29 protein-coding genes are annotated in these 24093 nt (G+C 64.9%); 9 read left to right on the forward strand and 20 right to left on the reverse strand.

Translation table 11 applies throughout. From position 1 onward, the window contains the following. Positions 1 to 1151 (forward strand): ISL3 family transposase (locus tag IEW19_RS21410; RefSeq protein WP_229748648.1); only part of this gene is annotated, 1151 nt, incomplete at its 5' end. Here IEW19_RS21410 and trxA read toward each other — a convergent pair. The 14 genes from trxA to IEW19_RS21475 all read right to left on the reverse strand — a co-directional run bounded on the left by trxA (position 1152) and on the right by IEW19_RS21475 (position 11109). Continuing rightward, a complete protein-coding gene (gene trxA, locus IEW19_RS21415) occupies positions 1152 to 1478 on the reverse strand; it encodes a thioredoxin (RefSeq protein ID WP_188573583.1) in 327 nt (108 codons plus the stop codon). 57 nt (positions 1479 to 1535) lie between these two features. After that, positions 1536 to 2084 (reverse strand): carboxymuconolactone decarboxylase family protein, encoded by a 549-nt coding sequence (locus IEW19_RS21420; RefSeq protein ID WP_188573584.1) that lies wholly within the window; start codon positions 2082 to 2084, stop codon positions 1536 to 1538. Positions 2085 to 2178: 94 nt separating this feature from the next. After that, a complete protein-coding gene (locus tag IEW19_RS21425; RefSeq protein ID WP_188573585.1) occupies positions 2179 to 2469 on the reverse strand; it encodes an antibiotic biosynthesis monooxygenase family protein in 291 nt (96 codons plus the stop codon). 93 nt (positions 2470 to 2562) lie between these two features. Beyond that, positions 2563 to 3555 carry an L-histidine N(alpha)-methyltransferase gene (gene egtD, locus IEW19_RS21430; RefSeq protein WP_188573586.1) on the reverse strand — a complete coding sequence of 331 codons (993 nt, stop codon included), beginning with the start codon at positions 3553 to 3555 and terminating at the stop codon, positions 2563 to 2565. Further along, positions 3552 to 4310 carry an ergothioneine biosynthesis protein EgtC gene (egtC, locus tag IEW19_RS21435; protein ID WP_188573587.1) on the reverse strand — a complete coding sequence of 253 codons (759 nt, stop codon included), beginning with the start codon at positions 4308 to 4310 and terminating at the stop codon, positions 3552 to 3554. The genes egtD and egtC overlap by 4 nt, the downstream gene beginning before the upstream one ends. Before the next feature lie 2 nt (positions 4311 to 4312). After that, positions 4313 to 5671 carry an ergothioneine biosynthesis protein EgtB gene (gene egtB, locus IEW19_RS21440; RefSeq protein WP_188573588.1) on the reverse strand — a complete coding sequence of 453 codons (1359 nt, stop codon included), beginning with the start codon at positions 5669 to 5671 and terminating at the stop codon, positions 4313 to 4315. After that, complete coding sequence (gene egtA / locus IEW19_RS21445) at positions 5668 to 7041, reverse strand: ergothioneine biosynthesis glutamate--cysteine ligase EgtA (RefSeq protein ID WP_188573589.1); 1374 nt, start codon at positions 7039 to 7041, stop codon at positions 5668 to 5670. Before egtA ends, egtB begins: the two co-directional genes overlap by 4 nt. Then, positions 7038 to 7166, reverse strand: coding sequence for a hypothetical protein (locus IEW19_RS24015; protein WP_268236317.1), 129 nt, complete (start codon positions 7164 to 7166; stop codon positions 7038 to 7040). Before IEW19_RS24015 ends, egtA begins: the two co-directional genes overlap by 4 nt. Positions 7167 to 7249: 83 nt before the next feature. After that, positions 7250 to 7567 carry an NIPSNAP family protein gene (locus IEW19_RS21450; protein WP_188573590.1) on the reverse strand — a complete coding sequence of 106 codons (318 nt, stop codon included), beginning with the start codon at positions 7565 to 7567 and terminating at the stop codon, positions 7250 to 7252. Between the two features lie 71 nt (positions 7568 to 7638). Beyond that, the gene (locus tag IEW19_RS21455) at positions 7639 to 8583 is read right to left on the reverse strand and encodes an ABC transporter substrate-binding protein (protein WP_188573591.1); all 945 of its coding nucleotides are present in this window, start codon (positions 8581 to 8583) and stop codon (positions 7639 to 7641) included. Positions 8584 to 8715: 132 nt separating this feature from the next. Then, entirely contained in the window at positions 8716 to 9264 is a 549-nt protein-coding gene (locus IEW19_RS21460) for a carboxymuconolactone decarboxylase family protein (RefSeq protein ID WP_188573592.1), read from the reverse strand. Positions 9265 to 9485: 221 nt separating this feature from the next. Next, the gene (locus IEW19_RS21465; RefSeq protein ID WP_229748649.1) at positions 9486 to 9842 is read right to left on the reverse strand and encodes a DUF427 domain-containing protein; all 357 of its coding nucleotides are present in this window, start codon (positions 9840 to 9842) and stop codon (positions 9486 to 9488) included. Further along, positions 9839 to 10654, reverse strand: a complete 816-nt coding sequence (locus IEW19_RS21470) for a Crp/Fnr family transcriptional regulator (protein WP_229748650.1) — start codon at positions 10652 to 10654, stop codon at positions 9839 to 9841. Before IEW19_RS21470 ends, IEW19_RS21465 begins: the two co-directional genes overlap by 4 nt. Further along, a complete protein-coding gene (locus IEW19_RS21475; RefSeq protein WP_229748651.1) occupies positions 10651 to 11109 on the reverse strand; it encodes a DUF1440 domain-containing protein in 459 nt (152 codons plus the stop codon). The genes IEW19_RS21470 and IEW19_RS21475 overlap by 4 nt, the downstream gene beginning before the upstream one ends. Positions 11110 to 11842: 733 nt before the next feature. On the opposite strand from IEW19_RS21475, the gene IEW19_RS21480 reads away from it, so the two are divergent. Further along, positions 11843 to 11995 carry a hypothetical protein gene (locus IEW19_RS21480; RefSeq protein WP_188573593.1) on the forward strand — a complete coding sequence of 51 codons (153 nt, stop codon included), beginning with the start codon at positions 11843 to 11845 and terminating at the stop codon, positions 11993 to 11995. Between the two features lie 219 nt (positions 11996 to 12214). On the opposite strand, the gene IEW19_RS21485 is transcribed toward IEW19_RS21480, so the two are convergent. After that, the gene (locus IEW19_RS21485) at positions 12215 to 12352 is read right to left on the reverse strand and encodes a hypothetical protein (RefSeq protein WP_188573594.1); all 138 of its coding nucleotides are present in this window, start codon (positions 12350 to 12352) and stop codon (positions 12215 to 12217) included. 213 nt (positions 12353 to 12565) lie between these two features. Further along, positions 12566 to 13936: an FAD-dependent oxidoreductase gene (locus tag IEW19_RS21490; RefSeq protein WP_188573595.1), complete on the reverse strand. Its 1371-nt coding sequence runs from the start codon at positions 13934 to 13936 to the stop codon at positions 12566 to 12568. 126 nt (positions 13937 to 14062) lie between these two features. On the opposite strand from IEW19_RS21490, the gene IEW19_RS21495 reads away from it, so the two are divergent. Continuing rightward, entirely contained in the window at positions 14063 to 14797 is a 735-nt protein-coding gene (locus IEW19_RS21495) for a mycothiol-dependent nitroreductase Rv2466c family protein (RefSeq protein WP_188573596.1), read from the forward strand. A 51-nt stretch (positions 14798 to 14848) separates the two neighbouring features. Continuing rightward, positions 14849 to 16015: an aminotransferase class V-fold PLP-dependent enzyme gene (locus IEW19_RS21500; protein WP_188573597.1), complete on the forward strand. Its 1167-nt coding sequence runs from the start codon at positions 14849 to 14851 to the stop codon at positions 16013 to 16015. A gap of 11 nt (positions 16016 to 16026) precedes the next feature. On the opposite strand, the gene IEW19_RS21505 is transcribed toward IEW19_RS21500, so the two are convergent. Continuing rightward, positions 16027 to 16839, reverse strand: a complete 813-nt coding sequence (locus tag IEW19_RS21505; RefSeq protein WP_188573598.1) for an alpha/beta fold hydrolase — start codon at positions 16837 to 16839, stop codon at positions 16027 to 16029. 235 nt (positions 16840 to 17074) lie between these two features. Between IEW19_RS21505 and IEW19_RS21510 the strand changes: the two genes are divergently transcribed. The 5 genes from IEW19_RS21510 to IEW19_RS21530 all read left to right on the forward strand — a co-directional run bounded on the left by IEW19_RS21510 (position 17075) and on the right by IEW19_RS21530 (position 22016). Continuing rightward, complete coding sequence (locus tag IEW19_RS21510; RefSeq protein ID WP_505592654.1) at positions 17075 to 17368, forward strand: DUF427 domain-containing protein; 294 nt, start codon at positions 17075 to 17077, stop codon at positions 17366 to 17368. Positions 17369 to 17591: 223 nt separating this feature from the next. Then, positions 17592 to 19037 (forward strand): mercury(II) reductase, encoded by a 1446-nt coding sequence (gene merA, locus IEW19_RS21515; RefSeq protein ID WP_188573600.1) that lies wholly within the window; start codon positions 17592 to 17594, stop codon positions 19035 to 19037. Positions 19038 to 19081: 44 nt separating this feature from the next. Continuing rightward, positions 19082 to 20443, forward strand: coding sequence for a dihydrolipoyl dehydrogenase family protein (locus IEW19_RS21520; RefSeq protein ID WP_188573601.1), 1362 nt, complete (start codon positions 19082 to 19084; stop codon positions 20441 to 20443). A gap of 47 nt (positions 20444 to 20490) precedes the next feature. Further along, complete coding sequence (locus tag IEW19_RS21525; RefSeq protein WP_229748652.1) at positions 20491 to 21159, forward strand: haloacid dehalogenase type II; 669 nt, start codon at positions 20491 to 20493, stop codon at positions 21157 to 21159. Positions 21160 to 21197: 38 nt separating this feature from the next. Continuing rightward, positions 21198 to 22016, forward strand: coding sequence for an alpha/beta fold hydrolase (locus IEW19_RS21530; RefSeq protein ID WP_188573603.1), 819 nt, complete (start codon positions 21198 to 21200; stop codon positions 22014 to 22016). 245 nt (positions 22017 to 22261) lie between these two features. Here IEW19_RS21530 and IEW19_RS21535 read toward each other — a convergent pair whose 3' ends face one another. Genes IEW19_RS21535 through IEW19_RS21545 form a run of 3 tightly spaced genes read right to left on the reverse strand, consistent with a single transcriptional unit; the run spans position 22262 to position 23918 of the window. Continuing rightward, positions 22262 to 22645 (reverse strand): hypothetical protein, encoded by a 384-nt coding sequence (locus tag IEW19_RS21535; protein WP_229748653.1) that lies wholly within the window; start codon positions 22643 to 22645, stop codon positions 22262 to 22264. After that, the gene (locus IEW19_RS21540; RefSeq protein ID WP_229748654.1) at positions 22642 to 23214 is read right to left on the reverse strand and encodes a cupredoxin domain-containing protein; all 573 of its coding nucleotides are present in this window, start codon (positions 23212 to 23214) and stop codon (positions 22642 to 22644) included. Before IEW19_RS21540 ends, IEW19_RS21535 begins: the two co-directional genes overlap by 4 nt. Then, positions 23211 to 23918: a class F sortase gene (locus IEW19_RS21545; protein WP_188573604.1), complete on the reverse strand. Its 708-nt coding sequence runs from the start codon at positions 23916 to 23918 to the stop codon at positions 23211 to 23213. Before IEW19_RS21545 ends, IEW19_RS21540 begins: the two co-directional genes overlap by 4 nt. Between the last annotated feature and the right edge of the window lie 175 nt (positions 23919 to 24093).

Consider the following 24093-nt stretch of genomic DNA (forward strand, 5'->3'; position numbering starts at 1 on the left):
TGTGGGCCAAGCGTGTCTGGCGCTGCCCGGACCCTGACTGCCCCAGAACCACCTTCACCGAAGAACATGAGCTGGCCGGCCCCCGGGCGAAACTCACTGCCAGGGCCGTGGCGTGGGCGACCGACGGCCTGCAGCGTTTCGACACGTCGGTCTCCGCCCTGGCCCACCAGCTCGGCGTCTCCTGGCACACAGCCTGGGACGCCATCAAGGCAGAGGCCGCCCGACGAATCACAGCGGCCGGCCGTCTGACTGGGGTGAACGCTCTCGGAGTGGATGAGCATGTCTGGTCCCATACCGGCCCGCCGGGTTCCGGAATGGTCACCGGGATCGTGGACCACACCCGCGACGCGAAGGGCGTGGTTCACGCCCGGCTGCTGGACCTTGTTCCGGGCCGGTCCGGGAAGGCCTACGCGGACTGGCTCAAAGCCCGCGGCGAGGAATTCACCACCGGCATCAAGACCGCCGCTTTGGATCCGTTCCGCGGCTACGCGAACGCGATCCGCGACGAACTGCCCGAAGCCATCACCGTGCTGGACGCGTTCCATGTCGTGAAACTGGGATCGGCCATGGTCGATGAAGTCCGCCGCCGCGTCCAGCAGGACACCCTCGGGCACCGCGGCCGCAAGAGCGACCCGCTCTACGGCATCCGCCGAACCCTGCAGATCGGCGCCGAACACCTCACCGACAAGCAATCCGCAAGGCTCAACGCGAAACTCACCCTCGGGGACCCGGACCACGAAGTCACCCTGGCCTGGCAGTGCTACCAGAAACTCCGGAACATCTACCACGCCAGGCCGGAGCGGGGCAGGGAACTCGTCAACGAGGTGATCTCCTCGTTCCCGTCCTGCCCGATCGCGGAAGTCGCCCGCCTCGGCCGGACACTCAAACAATGGAAGGCAGCGATCCTGGCCTACTTCGACACCCACGGGGCGTCCAACGGACCCACCGAAGCGATCAACGGCGTCATCGAAACCACCCGCAGAATCGCCCGCGGCNGGTTAAGGCTGACCTCAAGCAGGCCGGCGAAAAGATCAAGGACGCCTTCAAAAAGCACTGACCTGAATTGGGGATGGGCGCGCTCACTTAGCCGCGCCCATTTCCGTGCTCAGAAAAGGCCAGCCGAGTATCCCTTGTTCGCTCTCACAGTTTAGTTAGTGCAGGTATTCGGAGAATTCTTTTTCGAAGAATTGCTTCGGGCGGGCACCGATAACGGAAGCCTTCTGTTCCCCGTCCTTGAACAGATACACGGAGGGTATTGACGTAATCCCGTAATTGCTGGACGTTTCCGGGTTTTCATCGATGTTGACTTTGACGACGTCGACTTTATCGCCGTATTCTTCGGCGAGTTGTTCGAGGATGGGGGAAAATTTGGTGCAGGGCCCGCACCAATCCGCCCAGAAATCCACGATCGTGGGCTTGGATGCGCCCAGAACGTCGGCATTAAACGTGGCGTCCGTGACATCCTTTGTTTTTCCCAAGGTTCCTTTCCTTTCACTTTTCCGCTGGGGAGGCCGCGTGTGCTTCGACGCCGCGCTTCAGGCGGCGATTTCAGGGGCCGCGGGCAGGTCCAGGTCGGTGCGGGCGTAGTGGTTGAAGTAGTTGGTGAACAGATTCTCGGCGATGTAGGCGAAGGCTTCGGCGAGCTGCTCGGAGGTCCAACCCGCGTCCAGCGCTGCCTGCCACACCGGGTCCGAGACATATCCGGTGTTGGCTGCTGCTTCACGGGCGACAGCGGTGATTGCTTCCAGCTTGGGGTCAAAGTCGACTTCACCGGAGCGCACGGCGAGGATCTGGTCGTCGCTGAGTCCCGCTGCCCGGCCCGAGAGTGTGTGCGCGGACTGGCAGTACCCGCAGTCGTTCTGGTTCGCCACGGCCAGTGCGATGGCTTCCTTGGTGCGGGCATCAAAAGTTCCGTGCTCTGCAATAGCGGAAGAGAATCCGTCATAGGCGCCGATCACGGCCGGCGAGGAGGCCATCCCGGCGTGGATGTTAAGCAGTTTGCCGACCTTCTTCTTCAGCTTGCCGGCAATTTCACGTGAGCCGTGGGGTGCGGTATCAACGGTTTGTACGGGAATGCGGGGCATGTTTTCCTCTTTCACTTCGGTGGCAGATACGGCTGAATAAAGCAGCCTGCATAAATTGATAATGCGATGCTGTCCGGGATTATTCCCGAGCTTCTCAGGGCATTGTTTCCTCGAAATGAATCAGGTCCGATGAAGCGACAAAGGGACCAATCGCCGCGAGTACCTGGCGGCTCTGCTCGGTTTCGGGGAAGCGCTCGGTGTGGTCAGCGAGCGTGTCCCACCTGACCCGCAGCAGATAAACCCCGGGCCGGTCGGGGCTGCGGTGCAGGGCTACGCTTTGGCAGCCGGGGGCCTGCAGCAGAGCCTCACGGACCGAAGGGTAGGCGCTCTCAAATCCCTCACCCATGCCCTCGTGGACAGTGAAGTGTGCGTGTTCGAAAACCATGGTTCAGTACTCCTCCTCGGGCCCGGATCTTCCGCGCCCTTTACCTGGGTCGGTGTCGTTCAAGTGTCCCCTGCCGGAGGCGGGACGCGGGTGTCATAGGACTTGGCCGAGGGTCAGTGCGAAGCGTTCCTGAGGATCGGTCCATTGGCCGGCCACGGTGAAGCCTGCTGCGGCGAGTTCGGCGGCCACTGCCTGGGGACGGAATTTTGCTGATATTTCGGTGCGCAGTTCCTCTCCTTCATCCAAGCGCAGGTGCATTCCTGCCCCGGGGAGCCGCACGAACATGCGACGTTGGGCGCGCAGGCGCATCTCGATCCATTCCTGCTCGGCGTTCCAGAGGGCCACATGCTCGAAGGCATCGACGTCGAAATCCGCGTCGAGGCTGTTGTTGAGGACCCGGAGGACGTTGCGGTTGAATTCCGCAGTGACGCCGGCTGAGTCGTCGTAGGCAGGGACCAGCACCGAGGGTGCTTTGACCAGATCGGTGCCAAGCAACAGGGAGCCGCCTGCACGGCCCAGCAGCGCGCGGACCCCGGCCAGGAACGCTGCCCGTTGATGTGGTTCAAAGTTTCCGATGGTGCCGCCCAGAAATGCGACGAGCCGGTGCCCCTGCCGGGGCAGGAGGTGCAGCTGTGTTTCGAAGTCTGCGAGCAGGGCATGTTGTTCAAGGTCCGGGAAAATGGCTGCAAGCCCGTCCCGGGCACCGGCCAGGGCTGTGTCGCTGACATCGACAGCGACGTAGCGTTCCAGGTGTCCGGTGTCGAGCAGTGCCTGCAGCAGCAGCGGTGTTTTCCGAGACGATCCGGAGCCCAGTTCGATCAGGGTGCTGGCCGGGACGGCGGCCGCTATGTGGACTGCGTGTTCTTGAAGGGCTTCGCGTTCAGCCCGGGAAGGATAGTACTCGGGCAATTCGGTGATGCGGTCGAAGAGTTCGCTGCCAAGCTTGTCGTAGAACCATTTAGGGGGAAGGGTACGTGGGCGGCTGCCCAGACCGGCCCGCACGTCCGCGCGCAGTGTCCGGGCAAGGTGGTCCTGGGGCAGGTGACGGATGATCATGTCCATGCTGTCTGCTGATCTCGTTGTCATGCGCTGTCCTTCCTTGGTGCCGGGAGGGGCCGCAGCGCGACCTCTCCGCCGGCGGCGGTCAGTATGGTGTTCGCGGGCACGCTGTGCCAGCCGGGCCCGTCGTCGAGGGGTTCGCTTGCCACGGCCACCCCGTCCGGTCCGGCCCGCCAGAAGAGTGTGTCTCCGCAAGCGGTCGCGGCAATTTGGTGACCGTCGGTGAGCAGGAAGTTATACCTGCCTCCGGCCGCGGCGGATGCATCCGCTGCGGCCTGGCCCAGCGCATTCCCGGGTTCCTCGCCGCGCTCAAGCAGGTCCAGGACCAGCGCCCAGAGCAACGCCGAATCCACGGGCGCTTCCATCTCCAGCAGTCGCGAGGCCGGGAGGCTGGCGGCCAGGTGTTCGACGCTGCCGGGCCATCCGTTGACGCGGCCGTTGTGGCTGAAAAGCCAGGGCCCGGAGCTGAAGGGAGCTGCTGCGGATTCATCCGGGGCCATCGTTTCCGTGGCCGAACGCACCGCGGCCAGGATGCAGCGGCTGCGGCTCACCCGCGCCACGTCGGCAAAAGAACGGTCGGCCCAGATCGGCACCGCCCGTCGGTAGCGGGCGGGGACTTCGTCGTCGCCGGCGTACCAGCCGACCCCGAAGCCGTCGGCGTTGATGGTGCCGTACTGCTGCTGACGCGGTGCCCAGGATTGCCGGAACAACCCGAACGCCGGTGCGATGAGTAGATCCGCCAAGGACACTGACTTGCCGAGGTAGGCGATATGGCGGCACATCCCTACCCTCTTTCGTCCGGGTGGGCGTCCCTGGCGGTGCGGAAGCCGGAGAAGATCTGGCGGCGGATCGGGTAGTCCCAGTTTCGGAAGGTTCCCCGGGAGGCCGCAGCGTCGGTGGCCCAGGAACCGCCACGCAGTACCTTGTAGTCGGTACCGAAGAAAACTTCGCTGTATTCCGGGTACGGGAAAGCGCGGAAGCCCGGGTACGGGCGGAATTCACTGGCAACCCATTCCCACACATCACCGATCAGCTGACGCGCGCCGGTTGCCGAGGCGCCGGCCGGGTAGGAGCCCGCCACGGCGGGCCGGAGCGTCTTCCCACCCAGGTTCGCCTGGCTGGGCAGGGGGTTGCCCTCGCCCCAGGGATAACGGTGCGATCTGCCGCTGGCCGGATCCCATCTGGCGGCTTTTTCCCACTCCGCTTCGGTGGGCAACCGGCGCCCGGCCCACCGGGCGTAGGCCTCGGCCTCATACCAGCACACGTGCTGTACAGGTTCGGCATCGGGAACTGGTTCGAAGACACCGAATCGGCGCCTGTACCACCCTTGGCCGTCGCGCACCCAATACAAGGGTGCTTCCAACCCGGCCGCCATCCGGTGCTGCCACCCTGGCCCGGACCACCATTGGGGGTCCTGGTATCCGTCGGCGTCGATAAACCGGCGATACGCACCGTTGGTGACAGGGACGGTGTCGATCCAGAACGCCGGCAGGTCTACCTGGTGCGCCGGACGCTCGTTATCGAGGGCCCAGGGCTCCAAGGATGTCCCCATCGTGAAGGGCCCGGCGGGTACCGGCACCTCGTGCGGGAGATGCTCTGCGGAGGAGGGCCCGGTTCCGGCCGGGACCGGCTCGGGCGCCAGGACCGGGGGGCCTTCCCTGAGCTGGTGAGTGGCGAGCATCGTCTCATCATGCTGGTGTTCGTGCTGGATGATCATGCCGAAAGCGAACCCGTTCTCGATCAGCGCCGGCCCTTCCAACGCCGATTGCTCCAGCACCTCCAGAGCTTTGTCCCGGACTTCGCCGATGTACCGGCGCGAGTGCTCCGGTGACAGCAGCGGCAACGATGGACGGGAACTGCGCGGATGCTCAAAGGCGTCATACATCTGGTCGATGTCAGGGCGCAAAGCCTGCCGGCCGCCGACGTCGCGCACGAGCCAGAGTTCCTCCTGGCTGCCCACATGGGCCAGATCCCACACCAGCGGAGACATCAGAGGCGAGTGCTGTTTTACCAGCTCGGCCTCATCGCAGGAGGTCAGCGCATGGGTCCTGGCGCGGACCGCCTCCAAAGCACCGGCAATGCAGGCCCGGAGCTGGTCCGGTGAACCGGCCGCGGCCGATAATGGTTCACTGTCTGCGTTCATGACTGCTCCTGTTCTGAGGGGAGGAAAAAACTGCCCGTTCTGTGCCAATACTCGAGCCGCTCATCCGCCGGAGACCGGGCGCGCAGTGTGTATCTTTCAAGGAATCCACCGACCCGGTCGATCGTGGCCCGGTCGGCACCGAGCCGGGGCAACGCCGCCAGCGCCGCTTCGGCACAAGACCGGGCTGCCGCGGCCAGCATGGGATTGGCCAGGCCGTCCCGGGCCGCAAGCCCCGCGATCCCGGCCCTGCCCCCCAATACAGCGCACGCCACATCGGCGGCCTCTGCGGCCTGCGGGTCATCCATCAAGGCTGTGACGACCGCCGTGGCGACCTCCCAGCCGGGCCCTTCCTGGGCATCGATGACCCGCAGCTCCAGGAATCCCCGGGGGCGCACCGGGGGAAACAAGGTGGTCAAGTGGTAATCCAGGTCCGCCCCGGTCACCGGCCTGGGTCCGCGGCCGTTCAGCCAGTCGCGCATCGTGAGCCCGGGCGGTGCGTCCCAGTCCGCTCTTGCCGACTGGATGCACAGAACCTTTGCCGCCAGGGCATAACGGGCCCACGCCGATGCCGGATCAGACTCCCGGGCAGCGCCCGTGACAGGGGCGGTCCGGGTCGGGTCGATCCGGGCCCACACCCTGTGCCGGGTACTTTTCCATCCGCTCGGAGTCTGGTGCCGGAATGGGGAATTAGCGAACATTGCCACGAGAATCGGGATGAGCCCGTGCAGCCGGTTCCACCGTTCGAGGGCGCTGAGGGGCCCCCGTCCTGGCTGGCCGGCTTCCAGCGAGACTTGCACGGCAGCTGTCGAGCACATCATCACCACACCCTCGGGGCCGGTCCGGTCGAAGTGCCGTTCCATCGCTGCGTAGCGCGGGTGGTCCAGGGAGCGGACAGGCTCACGCAACGGATCGAGAGCCAGCGGTCCCGGATAAAGCCCGTTGGCGGCCAGGAGGTCAGTTACGGTGCGGTAATCCGCCCGGGTAGCGGTCAGCAGTGAGGGCAGGTCCGCGGCGCACGCCGAGCTGATCTCCACTTGGCCGCCCGGTTCGAAACTGATGGCCCCTCCCCCGGGCAGCAGGCCTCCTGCCGGCGCCAGGGCTGAACGGGCCCTTCCGGCGGTGACGTGCAGTCCGGAATCGTGCCGGTCATGGACGACGTGTTCGATCTCCACGCCCACGGGGCCGGGAGGGCCCGTCTTGAAACAAATCGACGCCACATATGTCTCAGCCTCTGCCACTGACAGCTCGCGGGAAGGCTCCGGTACCAGCGCTGTCGTGGACCAACCCGGGCTGGCCTGTGCTTCGGCATCCCGGGCGGGAACGGGCGTGCCGGTGACGGACGCCTGTGCCGCGGGTGTGTCCCTGCTCATTCCAGTCCCCCGGCGGCCCGGACGGACGGGGCGTTTACTTCCTTGCCGACCCCCATGTTGGAGGTGCTGTCGTCGCATGCAGCTGCGGCAGTGTGCACCGTTGCCGGCCGGGGACGTCGCATCATGAAGGTCCCTCCTCTGTGGATTCCTTTGCCTGTCGTGTTGTTGTCTCCGGTCCCGCTCTTGGCAGGCCCGGGCCGAGGGTGGTTCAGGGCTGAAGCGGCGAAAAATCAACCGCTTCCAGGAACACCGATTCGATGCGGGTCACCAATTCCCCGTGGCGCACTGATTCGGTCTTCGCTTTCACCCAGTCGGGGTCCGCGCTGAACCGGGCCCAGTTATCCTCAGGCGTCCCCTGGTGCCGGAGCAGGTACACCAGGGTATGGGCGTCCGTGACCGGTACCCAGTAGCCGAGGCTGAGCATTCCGTGGCGTTCCAGCAGCGCGATCGTGTGATCGCGAAAGCGTTGGAGCAGATCCTCCCTCCTGCCCGGAGCGGCGGTGTATGTGCGCAGTTCAAACGTCATCGCATTGTCCTTTTCGTTGTTCTTGCCGGCGAATCCCGCCGGCTCCCACGCTCAATGCCTGGTGCAGGTGCTTACTGGGCGACGCCTTTGTCTTTGAGCCATGCGGCGGCCGCGTCTTTCGGGTTTTGTTTACTGCTGCCGGAGGAGACCTGGGTGTTGAGTTTAATCAGATCATCCGTGGTCAGGGATGCGGAGACCTTGTTCAGTACCTCGGCGGCTTTGCTGTCGACTCTGTCGGTGCGGATCAGTGGCACGACCTGCTGGGCGGCGAAGTTGTTCGCCGGGTCCTCCAGGGTGAGCAGGTGGTTCTGGGCGATCAGCGGGGAGGTGGTGAAGACGTCGGCTGCCTGGATCTTGTCATCAAGCAGGGCCTTCACAGTGACAGGGCCCCCGCTGTCGCTGAACGGCAGGAACTGCCCCGGCACGCAACCATATTTGGCCTTCAGGCCGGGCAGGCCCTGAGGGCGTTCCTGCGCTTCGGGGGGCATGCCGAGCGCGATTTTGCCGCAAATCCTGCCCAGGTCTGCAAGAGTTTTAAGGCCGTATTTGGCCGCCGTTGCTTCGGTGACAACAATGGAATCCTTGTCCTCAGCCGCGGAGGCGTCCAGGACCTTCAAACCGTCCGGGAGCTTTGCTGGCAGGGCCTTCATTACATCCCCGGCGCTGACAGCGGTGGCGTTCTTATCCACATACCGCAGCAGGTTTCCGCTGTAGTCCGGTACCAGATCGATGGAGCCGTCCTGGAGGGCCCTGACGTACACCTCGCGGGATCCGATGCTGGGTTTGGTCGAGGCACTGATGCCGGCTGCGTTCAGGGCGCCGGCATAGATCTCAGCCAGGATTTGGCTCTCGGGAAAGTTCGCCGATCCCACGACCAGCGGGCCGCCCGTTCCGGGGCTGCCCGGGGACGAGGTCGTCAGCGGGTTTGCTGCAGGGCTGCAGGCGGCCAGTCCCAGGGTGAGTACGGCACCGGCAGCCAGCGCCGCCAGTCGGGAGGTTTTGAACGGGATTCCCATGGTGTTCCTTTCCGGGGCGGGCACACTGATGCCGCTTGTGATGATCGTGGATTCCTGGTTGTTCCGGGACACGCCGGATCGAACGCAGCGGGAGGGGCCGGCGCGTCCAGGGTTTCCGTCGGCGTTCAGGGTTCAGTCGTTCAGGGGAGCCGCGGCCGGGAGATCAAGGTCCGTGCGGGCGTAGTGGTTGAAGTAGTTGGTGAAAAGGTTCGCGGCGATGTGGGCAAAAGCTTCTGCCAGTTCGGTTTCACTCCAGCCTGCCTCCAGGGCAGCCTCCCATAGAGCGTCGGGCACATCGCCGGTGTTGGCCGCTGCCGACCGGGCCACTTCAGTGATCGTCTGGAGCTTGGCGTCGAAATCGATGTCCCCGGCCCGGATGCCAAGGATCTGATCGTCTGTGAATCCGGCTTTGCGGGCGGAGAGCGTATGGGCGGCCTGGCAGTAGTCGCAGCCGTTTTGGTTCCCGACGGCCAGGGCAATGGCTTCCTTCGTCCGCGCATCAAAGCTTCCGTGCTCAGCGATGGCCTTGGCCATGCTGTGGTAGGCCGCGATCACCACGGGCGAGTGGGCCATGGCCGCATGGATATTCAGGAGCTTTCCCATGCGCTTTTCCAGATTGCCGGCGATCTCCTTGGACTCCGCGGGGGCGGAGGCAACGGTATGAATAGGAATGCGGGCCATTATGGCTCCTTCAGTAAAATTAGTGGCAGCAGCCGTTATACGACAGTTACGTACTTACTTCTTCTTCTGGATACTACGCAGCCTGACATTCGTGGTGCAGGGACCCGCCGGATGCAGGAAACCTCCACGGCGGACCCCCAGGGCGCCGGCACGAGGAGCCGCCACCTTTGCCGGCCCCGCAGGAATTTTCACACGTCCCTCCCCGGTGCGTCCCCCGGGCATCACCGGTTGCCCGGGTGGGCCGGTTGAGTCTGCACGACAATGCCCTTTGCGGTATCGAAAGCAACCATGTTCCTGATCCTCCACGCCAACGGTGACGGGAGCGGGTAGGCCCACGCTGCGTTGCTGATCCGGTGGCTCTCCACCCGGATGTGGTAGTATCGTGCTAGGCCTTTCCAATAGCACAGCGTCCGCAGCCAGCTTTTTTCCAGGGCACCCTCCTCCACCGTTTCGCGGGGGAAGTAGTGATTTCCTTCCAGGAACACGGTCCTTTCCGCCCTCGCCAGAACCGTCCCTGCGTAACTGGCGGTGACCATCGTGACGGCCGGTGCGGGTCCTGCCGGTTTCGTACCGGTCATTGGGTGCTCCGGGCCATGGTCCGCAGCGCGGCCGTGTCCTGAAGACTGATCCTTCCCCTGCCCTGCCTGATAATCCCTCGGGCTGACATGTCGGCGAGGATCCGGCTGGTCGCTTCCCGGGTGGCCCCAAGCAGCCCCGCTATTTGCTCATGGGTCAGCCGGATATGGCGTCCGTGGCTGAACCGCCCCGTCGGAGCGGCTTCGGCAAGGTTAAGCAGAGTTGACGCGACGCGCGCGGTCAGCGGCCGCAGTGCCAGATCCGTCAGGCGCTCCTCCAGCCGGGCTACCTGTTCGCCCAGCAGACGGGAAACCCGGATCGCTACCCGCGGGTCCGAGAGCAGGAAATGCTCCACATCGATCGAGTCAAGCCGGCAGATCGCCGAGTCCTCGATCGCCTCGGCGTAATTGTCATACATTTGCTGGCCAAGCAGGGTCATTTCCCCGAACACCGCCCCCGGTTCCAGGATGGCCATTGTCAGGGCCTTGCCGTCCTCGGCCACCCTGAAGATGCGTACGCGGCCGGTCTTGAGGATAAACAGTGCCGTGACGGGCTGGGCCTGGCTGAACACCAGTTCCCCCCGGTGGAACATCCGGGCCGGGGCCATCTGGTCCATCGTCTGGATCTCGGCCGCTGTAAGGTCCGCGAAGAGGTCCACCTCATTCAGGCAGCTGAATCCGTTCGATGAACCGAATCCAGGTCTGAGCGGAGCACCCTCGCGCTGGTCTGGGGACCAGGGACGGCGGCTCCCGGTCAGTGCAACGGCCATGTCTTCACCGCAGTCTTCGTTCATGCCCGTGCTTTCTTCGTTCATGCCCGTGCTTTCAGGATTCGCACGGCGACAAGTGCCAGGATGACGCCGTAGATCATGTGGCCCATCAACGACAACATCACCGTCAGGTTGAATGTGAACAGCGGCATGCCCAGCATCATCGGCATGATCAGCAACGGGCCGATAATCCACAGTACAACCCCGTAGACCAGGCCTGTGAGGGTGCCCCGGCCGTAGGAGGTCAGGAACCGGGCCGCGAATAAGAGCGTCAGCACCAGGCCGTAAACGATGGAGATCATCAGGTGGATCCCGAAACCGACCCATGGTGACTGTGAGCCCATCATTGAAGCGATGGTGACCAGCATGCCCATCATGGCCATGAGCATCCCGAAGACGATGCCGCCGGCCAGACCCCCGGTAATACCGGCAGTAACCCGCCGCCCCAAAGGGGTCGACACCGCCGCCGGGCGGTGTGCTGCACTGGATGAAGTGGACATCGGAAGTCCTGCCTTTCCTTGAAGGATAATTGCCTACCACTGAAACGTAGAGGCGCGGCGCCCAATGATTCTGTGAACCAGCGCACAGAACGGCAGAACAAAAAGAAAATTTGACCCGCTCAAGGACGGGTGACCGGCGCCAGACCCCGGGGAAGAGGCGGAAACACTCCCGGTGGGGCTGGTGGTTCCACGGATCAGCGGCAGGGCCTCAGGCGGTATCGGGACGCGGGCCCGGAGCAGGGGAGGGCGCGTTGCATGTCGGTGATGGTTTGCGCCGCTGCCCGGCCGAGAACTCTCTCATGGAGCCCTTCGATTGGGCAGCCCCCTCTCGGGCCGACGGGAAAGCCGGGCGGTGGCCCCGCGATTGGCGTGTGGCCGGCGGCCAGCGACTGAAGGACCTTCTCTACCTGCCCAGGGTCGTTCCTTCGAGCCCTGTACGCGACCGTGCCGTTGCCCTCGATCATGTAGACCATGTTCGGCATGGCACCATAGGCGCGGTGGACTGTGCCGGTAAGGTCGTCTATCAGGATGGTCCGGTCCGCCGTTTATCGTCGTCATCTTTCAGCAGCAGCCGGGCGTGGTGCATTTTCCCAGCCGGCGTTCGATGGGGGCCGAGGTTTTCACCAGGGTGCCCCTCCCGGGTATACAACACCCGGAAGACGATGTCAGGAAATTTTTCGGCGAGGGAGTTCATCGGTTCAATGCCACCGACGTAGGCGGGACAGGTGGCTGAGTGAACTCGACGGCCTGCACATCCCTCGCCTTCGCCCCTGGACCTGCTGCCAGCGTCATCATGGTGGTAGTGGCTATCGCCTTCATCGCCTGCACCCTGCCCGCCTGGCGCGCAGCACGGCAGAGCCCCATCGACTCCCTCCGTTACGAATAACCAACAGCGACCGGAGCGGGCGTTCAAACAAGGGATGGCCAGTCACTCGATGGGACGCCAGGAAGACATGGTGGGGCTCGCGAGAGCCAAAAACGCACCAGCCACAACGAACAAGGAACGACACCGCACCAGGAATGCCAACTAAACACTAAAAACGTCTACTGGCCAGTATTGAATCGCACGCGTAGGTTTAGCGGCAGACATGTGTCCCGCATCACATCACATAGCGGTGATGGGTTCCCATGCCTTCACGAGACCATCGGGGCGGCAGCCCAGCGCCGTGTCGGCGCCCCGATGCGGAAGTGTCGACGGCGAGGTGGCGGGGGCCTTCGTCGGGAGGAGAACAATGGCAGGCATGTTCGAACTCTTCAATGATGAAGAGGGGCTTCAGATTCAGAATCACAGCTCCCGACGGACGGTGATGGCCGTTTCCCGTGCCTTTTCGGACAAACCGTCCGCGGTTGCGGGAATCAAGGAGGTGGCGGGAGTACGCCGGCACGGGTCATATAGCGGATCTGGGCCGCAAGTCACCGTGCACACCGACGTTCAGCTGACCCTGCAGGCGGTCCGCTACCTGATGGCGGCGACTTTGTCCCAGGCTTTCCGGGCCGCGATGAGCACCGGATCCCACAAGGGTGAGAACGGGGGTGCATAGGCTAGGTCCATGTTGATCAGTTCCTCCACGGTGGTTCCGTGCCACAGCGCGACCGACAGGACGTCAATGCGCTTCGCGGCCCCTTCCTCCCCGACGATCTGGGCACCGAGCAGCCGGCCGCTGCCGCGTTCAGCTATCAGCTTTGTCCGGATTGGCCGGGCCCCGGGGTAGTATCCGGCGCGGGTCGTGGATTCAACGACGGCGGAGACCGGCTCAAAGCCGGCATCCCGGGCCTCCGGTTCCCCCAGGCCTGTGCGGGCCACTTCCGTGCTGCAGATCTTCATGGCCGCCGTTCCGACGACACCCGGGAAGGTGGCGTAACCGCCGCCGATATTGATCCCCGCGGTGCGGCCTTCCTTGTTCGCGTACGTGCCCAGTGGAAGCCGGACGGCGCGGCGGGAGATGCGGTGGAACTTCTCCACGCAGTCCCCTGCCGCCCACACCCCCTCTGCACTTGTGCGCATCCGGCCATCGACCGCTATGGCACCGGAGGGACCGAGACGTATTCCGGCGTCCAGGGCCAGGGCGGTGTTGGGCAGCACGCCCAGGCCAAGAACGACCACATCAGCAGGTATGCTCCGCTGGCCGGTGAGTACGGCGGACACCCGGCCATCGTGTGTTTCGAAGCCTGTGACGGATTCACCAAGGAGCATGGTCATTCCGAAGCTGCGGACCGCATCGGTCACCAGACCGGCCATGTCCGCGTCCAGGGCCGGCAACATCGGCCCTTCCCCGCGCCCTACCACGGTCACTTCAAGGCCCGACGCGCACATGGCTTCGGCCAGTTCCAGCCCGATATAGCCCGCTCCCACAATGACAGCCCGCCGGGGATGCTTCTCAAGGGCCGCGCGGAGAGCGAGACCATCATCCAGGGTCTGGACGCCGTAGATGCCTTCAGCATCAATGCCTGGCAGTGAAGGACGGGCAGGCGTTGCTCCGGTTCCGATCATCAACTGGTCAAAACCTTCCCAGGCTTCGCTTCCTGCCTTCAGGTCGCGGACCAGTACCGCCCTCCGGTCCAGGTCGATGCTGCACACCTCGTGCCCGGTGCGGGCGTCTATCTGATGCTTGCGGGAAAACTCCTCCGGCGTCCGCGCAATCAGGCTCCCGGCATCCGCAACGTCCTTCCCAACGAAATAAGGGATGCCGCAGGCGGAGTAAGAAGTATGGTTGCCGCGTTCGAACGCTACAATCTCCAGTTCCTCCGGGCCACGGCCCCGGCGGGCGGCGGAAGCCGCGCTCATCCCGGCCGCGTCGCCACCGATCACTACCAAACGTTCACTCATTGGTCTGCCCGTTCCATGTGTCCACTATGCACTGCAAGAGTGATGGAACACCGCATCCGAAGGAATCTTCCCGCACCCTGCGGAGTTGTGCTGTGAAAGCACCCGAAAGCCCAGGACAGGAGAACCATGAGAAATGCCAGCATTAACTTCTACTTCGATCCGGTATGTCCGTTTGCATGGATGACCAGTAAATGGGTCCGGTTGGTGATGGAAGAACGCGACTACACGGTCCAATGGCGGTTCATTTCCCTGCGGCTGCTCAACGCCTCGGTCGACTACGACGCGCAATTCCCCGAGGGTTACGAGGCCGGCCACACCGCCGGCCTGAGACTGCTCCGGGTGGCCTCCCGGACCCGTTCCGAGCACGGGCCGGAGGCCGTGGGCGTCCTGTACGCCCGCCTGGGCGCGCACATTTTCGATTCCGTGGAGGACGAGGGGCTGGTGGGCCCCGACGGGCTCGACCAGCGGGGAACAAAGGCTTTCCTTGAGCCGATCCTGAGCGAAGCGGGCCTGCCAACGTCGCTGGCCGATGCCCTCGATGACGCGTCACTCGACGCCGGGATCCAGGAAGAGACTGACGAGGCCCTGTCACTGACGGGCAAGGACGTGGGTACCCCGATCATCCATTTCGAACCGCCGACCGGGGTGGCATTCTTCGGCCCGGTCATCAGCCGGCTGCCGGCCAGGGCCGACGCCGTCGAGCTGTGGGACCACGTCGTGGGCCTGGCCCGCTTCCCCGGATTCGCCGAACTCAAGCGCAGCCTGCGCGAACGGCCACAGCTGCGCAGCTTCGGCCTCAGCGCAGAAGAAGCCGGGATAACGGAGGACTGGCACGGCGGCAGCCGCAGGGCCCGGAAATAGGCCCCGAAAGGACCCGGCAACGCCCACGCGCTCGTTTGGCATGATGGGGCCATGTCACTGAATATTGGTGCCCTGCGCGCAGACACCCCCGGCACCCGAACCGTCGCCCACCTGAACAATGCCGGCAGCTCGCTGATGCCCCGTCCGGTGACGGCCGCCGTCGTGGGCCACCTGCGGCGGGAAGAACAGGTCGGCGGGTATGAAGCTGCCGCGGAAGCCGCCGCCGGTCTGGAAGACGTGTACTCATCCGTCGCAAGCCTGGTGGGAGGACATCCGGATGAGATCGCACTCATGGAAAGCGGGTCCACGGCTTGGGCCCTCGCGGTAGCCCTCCTGCCCGTGCACGGACGGCGCATCCTGGTCGCGCGCACCGAGTACCGCAGTAACATCCTGGTCCTGATCCAGCTCGCGACGCGGCTTGGGCTCAAACTCGCGGTTCTGGAGGAGGACACCCACGGCAACATCAACCTGGCGCATCTCCGCCGGGAACTGGTCCGCGGCGACGTCGCCCTCGTAGCGCTCACGCACGTCCCGATGACAGGTGGCCTGGTCAACCCGGCGCCGGCTGTCGGCCGGCTCTGCGCCGACGCCGGGGTGCCGTTTATCCTGGATGCCTGCCAATCAGTGGGGCAACTGCCCCTGGATGTGGCCCAGTTGGCCTGCGACATCCTCATTGGAACCGGCAGAAAATTCCTCCGCGGTCCGCGCGGTACCGCATTCGCTTACGTACGGGCCAGTGTCTTGGAGCAGGCCGCCGCAGCGCCCCGTTCCCGGCTGCCGCTGCTCCGGGACAACGGAGAAGAGAGGCTGCAAGCGCGGCTCCTGGAAAGCAGGGAAGCGAGCATGGCCCTGCGGATCGGCCTCGGCCGCGCAGTCGACTACGCCCTGGACCTCGGCATCCCCCCGATCAGGGAACGGGTTTTGCCGCTCGCGCAGACCCTGCGGTCCCATCTGGCCGTCCTCCCCCGGGTCCGGGTCCACGGGCAGGAACATCCCGGCAGCGGCATCGTGACATTCTCAGTGTCTGGCAGCACGGCCTGGCAGGTCAAGGAACACCTCGCCCGTCAACACATCAACGTCTCCACCGTGGCAATGCCACCTTCCGGCACGGAAGAGTTGCTGCCCATAACGGCCCGCACCCCCACGGCCGTCCGCGCATCGGTGCACTACTACAACTCCGAAGAGGAAATCCAGCAACTCATATCGGCCCTGCGCTGAGACCTGAGGCGCTAGGAACCGGACAGGAGGGAGTTGATGGCAGCCGCGACCGTTTCAGGGTGGTCTTCCGGGGTGAAGTGCCTGCCCTGAGGGATCCTGGTGAGGTCGCAGCCCAGTTCCTCGGCCAAGCGTTCACCGTACTGGATTTTCTGGAACCTGTCTGCTTCGCCCCACACCACCCGCGCCGGAAGTCCAAGTGCGTGCAGCTGGCCGGAAACCTTGTCCGTGTCCTGCGGGGTGAGGGGAACGATCTGGCGCATCAGGGCCCGCGATGCTCCGTGGGTGACATAAGGCGCCCAGTGCTCCCCTATCGATTCTTGAGCAACCTGTGGATTGTCGTGCCCGCGGTGGAGCAGTTGAACCAGCATGGGGTAGATCAGGGTCGCGGGAAGTCTGGCCAGAAAGGGTGCCAGGCGCTGCATGATTTTCACGCTGGGGATCGGCCAGGAATCGTAGGCAACGGAGTTTGTCAGCATCAACCCGGCGAAGGCACCAGGTTGCCGCAAGGCCACGATTTGCGCCACTCCCCCGCCCAGGTCGTGGCCGGCCAGTACCGGCTTCGCTCCAAGATTCAGGGAACCCAGCCACTCAAGAAGGTAGCCGGCCTGGGCCGCCAGGCTGAGGTCACGGCGCGCTCCCGCGCTGATGCTTGAGCCGTAGCCTGGCATTTCCCACGCCAGGCTACGGCCATGAACAAGCGGAATGACGTGGCGCCAGAGGCGCGGTGAGGTGGGGATCCCGTGGACAAGGACCACGGGAGCGCCGGTCCCATGGTCTATCCACCTGCCGTAGGCGTTCTCCTGCAACGGTTGCCGTTGTGTCATGCCCGTCTCCTTGAGCTTGCGTGCTTCATGGCCTAACCACAGTAGCCCGCACCGTCGCCCCCTGTCTGCAGAGAGATAACTTCACCCCTCGGCCCTAATGTGTTCCAGGTTGCAGACGTGCGCCGTTCGTTCCGGCTACCGTCGGGGACACAGTGGCAAGCACCAGTTGGTGAACCTCGGTTTGGCGTCTTCAACGCCCAGGGCGCGCCTAATTTCGAATGTGGAAACGCGGAGGATGAAGAACATGGTCAAGGCAGTCTGGAACGGGAAAGTCATCGCCGAATCCGAAGACACAGTGGTTGTGGAGGGCAATCACTATTTTCCACGCGAGGCGGTGAATCCGGTGTACCTGAAGGACAGCGACATGCATTCCCGGTGCCCTTGGAAGGGACAGGCAGGGTACTACAGCCTAGACGTGGACGGCAAAGTCAACGAGGATGCCGCCTGGTATTACAGTGAACCCAAAAAGCGGGCGCAGCCCATCAAGGACCGCATCGCCTTCTGGCGGGGCGTGACGATTGAAGGATAAACCCGGCGGTGAGCCAGGTTCGGGCCAACGCCCGGACCTGGCATTCCCCGGCGCCGCGGCATGAACAACAACAACGAACAGTTTCCTTGACCTTCCCCCAAGGGGAAGGAGCAGGTTGGAAGGACACATGTCATGGGGATCCATCCCGGCTTCCCCCGTCCAACTCAGGCAGGGATCCTGTTCACAAAGGAAATAGTGCTCCCTGCCGCTTCAGGGAGGTTTCATGGCCGCACCACAAAAGTTTGACTTCGATCTGGCGATCATCGGCTCAGGCGGAGGCGCCTTCGCTGCCGCGATCCGGGCCACCAACCTGGGCAAAAGCGTGGTGATGATCGAACGTTCCACGCTCGGCGGGACCTGCGTGAACACCGGCTGCGTCCCCTCCAAGGCGCTGCTGGCCGCGGCCGAGGCCCGGCACGTGGCTTTGGATGCCGGCGGGAGGTTCCCCGGAATTACGGCGTCCGCGGACACGGTGGACATGCATGCCCTGATCGCCGGGAAGCAGGCCTTGGTGGAGGGGATGCGCTCAGGGAAATACGTTGACCTGATCGCTGATTACGGTTGGGACCTTCGGCAGGGGACTGCATCTTTTGCCGGCACACCGGAGGAACCTGTGCTGGGGATCACCACCTCCGATAGGGTGCGGGAATCAGTGACCGCGGCCCATTACCTGGTGGCCACCGGCTCGGCCCCGTGGACTCCCCCGGTGCCGGGACTCCGGGAAACAGACTATGTGACTTCCACCACCGCGATGGAACTGGACGAGGTCCCGGAGTCCTTGCTGGTCGTCGGTGGCGGCTACGTGGCGATGGAGCAGGCCCAGCTGTTCGCGCGGCTGGGATCCAAAGTGACGATGCTGGTCCGCTCCAGGCTCGCCTCGGCGGAAGAACCTGAGGTGTCGCTGGCATTGATGAGCGTTTTCGCCGATGAGGGCATCCGGGTTCTGCGCCGCGCGACCCTGTCCTCCGTGAGGCAAGACCCGACTACGGGGCGGGTCAGAGCAGTGGCAGATGTTGCCGGCGGCCAGGAGGAGCTCCAGGCCGAACGCCTGCTGATGGCCACCGGACGCCGCGCGGTGACCGACGGTCTGAATCTGAGCGCTGTCGGGGTGAAAACCGGGCACCGGGGCGAAGTCCTCGTGCAGAACACGATGGCCAGCACCAACCCCCGGATCTGGGCCGCCGGTGATGTGACCGGGCACCGTGAATTCGTCTACGTCGCCTCCGCCCACGGCGCCCTCGCCGTGGACAACGCCTTCACCGGCGCGGGCAGGGAAGTTGACTACCGGCACCTGCCCCGGGTGGTCTTCACCAGCCCCGCCGTAGCCGCCGTCGGGCTGACCGACAAGGAAGCCAACGGTGCCGGGATCAGCTGCGAATGCCGGGTGCTGCCATTGGAGTACGTTCCGCGCGCCCTGGTAAACCGGGACACCCGGGGCTTCATCAAGCTTGTGGCCGAGAACGGCACCGGGAAAATCCTGGGACTCACCGCTGTAGGGAAAGAGGCAGGGGACCTTGCCGCGGCGGGGGTCTACATCCTGGAAGCAGGCATGACCGTGGAGCAGGTCGCGAACCTGTGGAGCCCCTACCTGACCATGGCCGAGGGCATCAAAATCGCCGCGCAGTCCTACACCACCGACATTTCCAGGCTCTCCTGCTGCGCCACCTGACCACGGCCTGCAGCTAATCCCTCACTATGAAAGGAAATGAACTGATGGAAGAACACTTTGACGCAGCTGTCTTGGGCATGGGCCCAGGAGGTGAAGTCGCCGCCAGCCAGCTTCTGAAGGCCGGCAAAAAAGTTGCCGTGATAGAGCGCGAACTGATCGGCGGCGAATGCGCGTACTGGGCCTGCGTGCCATCCAAAACACTCCTGCGCCCCCCCGAAGCGAAAACAGGAGCCGCCCGGGCGGCGGGCGTCACCGGCGCCGAACTAGACTGGGCCGCAGCCAGTGACTACCGGGACTACATGATCCGCCACCTCGACGACAAAGCACAGGTTGACAGCTACACGGGGCAGGGCGCCACGGTGATCAAGGCCGAAGCCAGGATCACCGGACCTGGAGTCCTGCAGGCGGGCGAGAGGACCATCGCCGCCGAGCACATCATCATCGCCACCGGCTCCGAGGCCGTCGTCCCCGACCTCGAGGGCGCCGAAAACGTGACCACCTGGACCAACCGGGAAACCTTCACAGCCACCGAATTACCGAAGCGCGCGATGGTGATTGGCGGCAGCGCGGTGGGCACAGAGACTGCGACGTTCCTGGCCCGTTTCGGTGTCGACGTCACCCTGGTGCACCGCGGCAAACACCTCCTGGAGCGCGAGGATCCCCGCGTCGGGGAGCTGGCACGGCACTACCTCCAGGAGGCCGGCGTGAAGGTGCGGCTGGACACGAACGCTCTCAAAGCCACGCGCGGGGACAACGGCAATGCGCTGGAGCTCGACGACGGCACATCGGTCGATACCGACGTCGTCATTTTCGCCACCGGACGCAGGCCCCGCAGTAAGGAACTCGGTTTTGAGGCGGCCGGGGTGACACTTGCTGCCACCGGCGCCGTGGAAATAGACCAGCACTGCCGGGCCGCTGGGAACGTATGGGCCATCGGGGACGTCACCGGCGTCATGCCCTTCACCCATGTGGCCAAATACCAGGGCCGGATCGTCGCCGACGCAATCCTCGGCCGGCCCAGGGCAGCCACCTACGAGGGCATTCCCAGGGTGGTGTTCGGCGACCCCGAGATCGCGGCCGCCGGGATCACCCAGGCCCAGGCCGACGAACAGGGACTCTCAACCGCCGTCGCCGAACTGGACCTGGCCGAATCACTTGCCCGGCCCTGGACCTACGAACGCGAGCCCCGCGGCCACCTGGGCCTGCTCACCGACACAAACAAAGGCGTCCTGATCGGAGCGTGGGCCGTGTCCCCCCTGGCCGGGGAATGGATCCACCAGGCCTCCCTCGCGATCCGGGCCCGGATACCAATCAGTGTCCTGCACGACCAGGTCGCCCAGTTCCCCACCTACAGCGAGGCCTTCCAGGCCGCCTTCGACAAACTCAAGTACCGCAAGGAAGACTGATGCCGGTACCTGCACGGCAAGCCCTACTTGGAGAAGGAGAATCACGGTTGAAACCTTCAGTCATCGTTTTTGACGTCAACGAGACCCTGTCTGACATGTCCCCGATGAGCCAGCGATTCGTCGAGGTCGGGGCACCTGCCACTCTGGCAAAACTGTGGTTCGCCACCCTGCTGCGGGACGGTTTTGCCTTGACGGCCGCCGGAGACAACGGAAGCTTCGCCGCTATCGGAGCCCAAGCCCTGCGCGGCCTGTTCACCGGCGCCGACCTTAACCAGGATGCCGGCTCAGCCGTGAAGCACGTCATGGCCGGCTTCTCCGCTCTCGGAGTGCACGCGGATGTCCCCGACGGCGTCAAGGCCCTCGATGCCGCCGGCTACCGGCTTGTCACACTGACCAACGGCTCCACGCAGGTGGCCGAGAAACTCTTCGCCGACGCCGGCATCCGGGACCGGTTCGAACGACTGCTCTCCGTGGAAGACGCCCCGGCCTGGAAACCAGGCAAAGCGTCCTACGACTACGCCGCCTCGGTCTGCGGGGCCACACCGGACCAGATGCTGCTCGTGGCCGTGCACCCCTGGGACACCCACGGCGCCGCCCGGGCGGGCCTCACCACGGCATGGATCAACCGGGACGGAGCAACGTACCCGGACTATTTCCAGGCGCCCGACTACACCATCACGGCTCTGCCCGAGCTTTCCGACGTCCTGGCCCGATAACATCGTGTTACCCCCGTGGGGGAAAGGAATAATGCCGGATGAGTGACAACCCGGTCCAACGGAAGACTGTCGAGGTTAACGGCACCGTCTTGTCGTATCTGCAGGCCGGCGATGAAGGCCGTCCCCTCCTCCTGCTCCACGGCACCTTCTGGAGCAGGGTGTGGCGTCCCGTGCTCCCGAACCTTGGCTCCCGCGCCCGGTGCTTCGCGCTGGACCTGCCAGGGTTCGGCGCGAGCGGGGGTGAACTCGACATCCACACAGCCACGGTGCCCGAACTGGCCCGGACGGTGCTGGCCGCGGCGGATGCGTTGAGCCTGAGGACGTTCGATCTGGCCGGTCATGACATCGGCGGCGGCATCGCCCAGCATCTGACGGCTACGTCCGGACGCGTGCAGCGGCTGATCCTCATGAACTCGGTCATGTTCGACTCCTGGCCAGTCCCGGCTGTCGAACGCTTCCGGGACCCTGAAGTGCGCGCGTCCACGGGCGTTGAACAGATGATGGCGGCGCGGGCTGACACCACGCGCAGGGCTGTAGCCAGGAGCCTGGACGAGGACGAAGTGGCCGACTACATTTCCCCTTGGAAGGACCCGGCCAGGGTCAGGTCCTGGATGGCCATGGCTGCAGCCGCTGACGCCAAGTACACCCTGGACCTTATCCCGGCCCTGGTAAAAGCCGCGGTCCCCATGCGGCTGGTCTGGGGCAGCGGGGATGATTTCCAGAAAGTCGCCTTTGCACGCCGCTACACGGCCGACATACCGGCAACGGACCTGGTGGAAGTGCCGGGCAAACACATCCCCACCGAAGACAGCCCCGACCAGGTCACCGCAGCCATCCTCGACCACCTCGCCCGGTAGGTCCGTCCCCAGCAGAAGCTCCAGCCTTCCTTGGTCAGCCGGTACCGTGTCCAGAGCCGTTGCAAGGGCCGGCACAGGTGCTTGATTCCGGTTGGGTCTTTCGGGATCACCGGTGATCCCGGGCGGAGCGGTTAGAGGTCGCATCTGGTCTGGTCGGGGCGGGTGTTCTGGTGGAGTACCAGCGCGATGGTTGCGAGGAGGGTCGCGAGGCCCTGGGCGAGGGCGGTGAGGGTTTTGTCGAAGAATCAGACCGGTTCATACATGGCCGGGAAGGGCCCGAACGCGGGGATGTCGATGTAGCGGTAGAGGACCAGGACGGCGAGTCCGCCGCCGGCGGTGAGCAGGGCAAGGATCCAGGCTGGCCTGCTCCCGCGGATCAGGACGTAGAGCCCGGCCATCGCAGCGGCCGCAGCTTCGGCGAGGAAGAGATTGCCTTCGCCGAAACCTTCGGGTGCGGCGGCCTGGTACCCGGGGGCAAGGCGGAAGTGTACGCCGGCGTCCACGGCCAGGGCGGCCGCGGCCAGGACCCGCAGGACCAGGCGCGTGGCCCTGCTCCAGAGGGCGCGGTTCAAAGGTTTTGTGTTCCCTGTGTCACCGGTGGCGCGGCCGGGGCCCTGGTCGGGAATCATTTGACGGTCAGCGTTCCATGCATGTTGGAGTGGTAGGTGCAGTGGTAGGTGTAGGTACCGGGCTTGGCGGGTGCGGTGAAGGTGACACTGGTGCCGGCCTTGACCACCGCGTCGAAGGAGCCGTCGTCAGCGGTGACCGTGTGGGCGACGTTGTCCATGTTCATCACCGTCACCGTTGACCCGGCCCGGACGCTCTCGGCGCCGGTGTAAGCGAAGGATTTGATGTGGATCGTCGCTTCGGCCGCCATCCCGGTGGACCCGCTTGGTGTACCGGTCGTCGCTGCCATCGATGGCGACATTGGGGCGGGCATCCGAGAACCGCTCATGCTCATACCCGGATCCATGGACGCCGTTGACGCGGCCGTCGTGGACGGCGCGGTTGATGAGGCTGTCCCGGTACCACCGGTACCGCAGGCAGTTGCCCCTATGATCGTGGCGGCCCCGATCACGGCGAGGGTCAGGCGCTGCCCGGTCGTGGTGGTCTTCATGGCATTTTCCTCTTCAATCGCGGTGCGAACGGCCAGCCAGCCGATTGACCCGGCACGCGGCCGGCAGGCCAGGGTGCTCATGCGGGGTGGCTGGAGGTCAGGTGGGCGTAGACGACGGTGTTGTCCAGGTATTCCCGGGTGGCCCGGTCATAGCCGCCGCAGGTGATCAGGCGGACCTCTGGCCGGTCCGCGTTCCGGTACACCTCGATCGTGGGGAACGTGGCTTTGTGGTAGACATCGACTTTGTCCACGGTGAACACCGCGGCGGTGTGGTCGGCGCGGGTGACAGTGATGGTCTGGCCCGGGGTGAGTTCGTGGAGCCTGTAGAACAGGCCGATATCACTGTTGGTGGCGTTCACGTGGCCGAGGATGACCGCGGACCCCGTCTGGCCGGGGGTGGGCGAGTCCTGGTACCAGCCACCGGGTGAACCGGGTTCACCGGAAGGGGTTTGGACTTCCCCGTTGGCTTGTTTGCCCAGCGGGGTCAGGGCCGCGTCCACGCCAATGGTGGGGACCTCGACCCGGACCGGCATGGACGCCGGCAACGCCCCGTCCGGCGCCGGGGGAACCGGCGCAGACGGTGTGGAACCGGTCGCTGCCGGACCCGCGCCTGTCTCAGGGGGTGCTGCTGGGACCGGGGCTGCGGACACGCTGCTGGTTGGGCCTGGTGTGGGTGGTTCGGCGTGCATGCCCAGGCCGATGGTGGTGATGCCGCCTGCCAGGAGCAGCGCGGCCGCCGCGGACGCGGTAAGGCGTCCGCGGCGGCTGCTGTTTTCAGTTCCCATCAGAGCCCTGAAATTCCCTCTGCCTTCTCGGCCCTTAGGCTGCGATCTTCTTGCGGAGGGCGTAGGCTCCGCCTGCTGCCAGGACGAGCCCGCCACCGGCTGCGAGGAGCCCCATGTCAGGTCCCGCCGGGGCGGGGGTGGTGATGCCGGTGCCGGGGGCTCCGGCGGGCATTGC

This window comes from Arthrobacter liuii, assembly GCF_014639275.1.
Lineage (GTDB): Bacteria > Actinomycetota > Actinomycetes > Actinomycetales > Micrococcaceae > Arthrobacter > Arthrobacter liuii.

Coding starts and splice junctions, on each gene's coding strand:
- IEW19_RS21420 (WP_188573584.1), bottom strand. CDS start 2,084: ATGCCCCGCATTCCCGTACAAACCGTTGATACCGCACCCCACGGCTCA.
- IEW19_RS21425 (WP_188573585.1), bottom strand. CDS start 2,469: ATGGTTTTCGAACACGCACACTTCACTGTCCACGAGGGCATGGGTGAG.
- egtD (WP_188573586.1), bottom strand. CDS start 3,555: ATGACAACGAGATCAGCAGACAGCATGGACATGATCATCCGTCACCTG.
- egtC (WP_188573587.1), bottom strand. CDS start 4,310: ATGTGCCGCCATATCGCCTACCTCGGCAAGTCAGTGTCCTTGGCGGAT.
- egtB (WP_188573588.1), bottom strand. CDS start 5,671: ATGAACGCAGACAGTGAACCATTATCGGCCGCGGCCGGTTCACCGGAC.
- egtA (WP_188573589.1), bottom strand. CDS start 7,041: ATGAGCAGGGACACACCCGCGGCACAGGCGTCCGTCACCGGCACGCCC.
- IEW19_RS24015 (WP_268236317.1), bottom strand. CDS start 7,166: ATGATGCGACGTCCCCGGCCGGCAACGGTGCACACTGCCGCAGCTGCA.
- IEW19_RS21450 (WP_188573590.1), bottom strand. CDS start 7,567: ATGACGTTTGAACTGCGCACATACACCGCCGCTCCGGGCAGGAGGGAG.
- IEW19_RS21455 (WP_188573591.1), bottom strand. CDS start 8,583: ATGGGAATCCCGTTCAAAACCTCCCGACTGGCGGCGCTGGCTGCCGGT.
- IEW19_RS21460 (WP_188573592.1), bottom strand. CDS start 9,264: ATGGCCCGCATTCCTATTCATACCGTTGCCTCCGCCCCCGCGGAGTCC.
- IEW19_RS21465 (WP_229748649.1), bottom strand. CDS start 9,842: ATGACCGGTACGAAACCGGCAGGACCCGCACCGGCCGTCACGATGGTC.
- IEW19_RS21470 (WP_229748650.1), bottom strand. CDS start 10,654: ATGAACGAAGAAAGCACGGGCATGAACGAAGACTGCGGTGAAGACATG.
- IEW19_RS21475 (WP_229748651.1), bottom strand. CDS start 11,109: ATGTCCACTTCATCCAGTGCAGCACACCGCCCGGCGGCGGTGTCGACC.
- IEW19_RS21485 (WP_188573594.1), bottom strand. CDS start 12,352: ATGCCTGCCATTGTTCTCCTCCCGACGAAGGCCCCCGCCACCTCGCCG.
- IEW19_RS21490 (WP_188573595.1), bottom strand. CDS start 13,936: ATGAGTGAACGTTTGGTAGTGATCGGTGGCGACGCGGCCGGGATGAGC.
- IEW19_RS21495 (WP_188573596.1), top strand. CDS start 14,063: ATGAGAAATGCCAGCATTAACTTCTACTTCGATCCGGTATGTCCGTTT.
- IEW19_RS21500 (WP_188573597.1), top strand. CDS start 14,849: ATGTCACTGAATATTGGTGCCCTGCGCGCAGACACCCCCGGCACCCGA.
- IEW19_RS21505 (WP_188573598.1), bottom strand. CDS start 16,839: ATGACACAACGGCAACCGTTGCAGGAGAACGCCTACGGCAGGTGGATA.
- IEW19_RS21510 (WP_505592654.1), top strand. CDS start 17,075: ATGAAGAACATGGTCAAGGCAGTCTGGAACGGGAAAGTCATCGCCGAA.
- merA (WP_188573600.1), top strand. CDS start 17,592: ATGGCCGCACCACAAAAGTTTGACTTCGATCTGGCGATCATCGGCTCA.
- IEW19_RS21520 (WP_188573601.1), top strand. CDS start 19,082: ATGGAAGAACACTTTGACGCAGCTGTCTTGGGCATGGGCCCAGGAGGT.
- IEW19_RS21530 (WP_188573603.1), top strand. CDS start 21,198: ATGAGTGACAACCCGGTCCAACGGAAGACTGTCGAGGTTAACGGCACC.
- IEW19_RS21535 (WP_229748653.1), bottom strand. CDS start 22,645: ATGATTCCCGACCAGGGCCCCGGCCGCGCCACCGGTGACACAGGGAAC.
- IEW19_RS21540 (WP_229748654.1), bottom strand. CDS start 23,214: ATGAGCACCCTGGCCTGCCGGCCGCGTGCCGGGTCAATCGGCTGGCTG.
- IEW19_RS21545 (WP_188573604.1), bottom strand. CDS start 23,918: ATGGGAACTGAAAACAGCAGCCGCCGCGGACGCCTTACCGCGTCCGCG.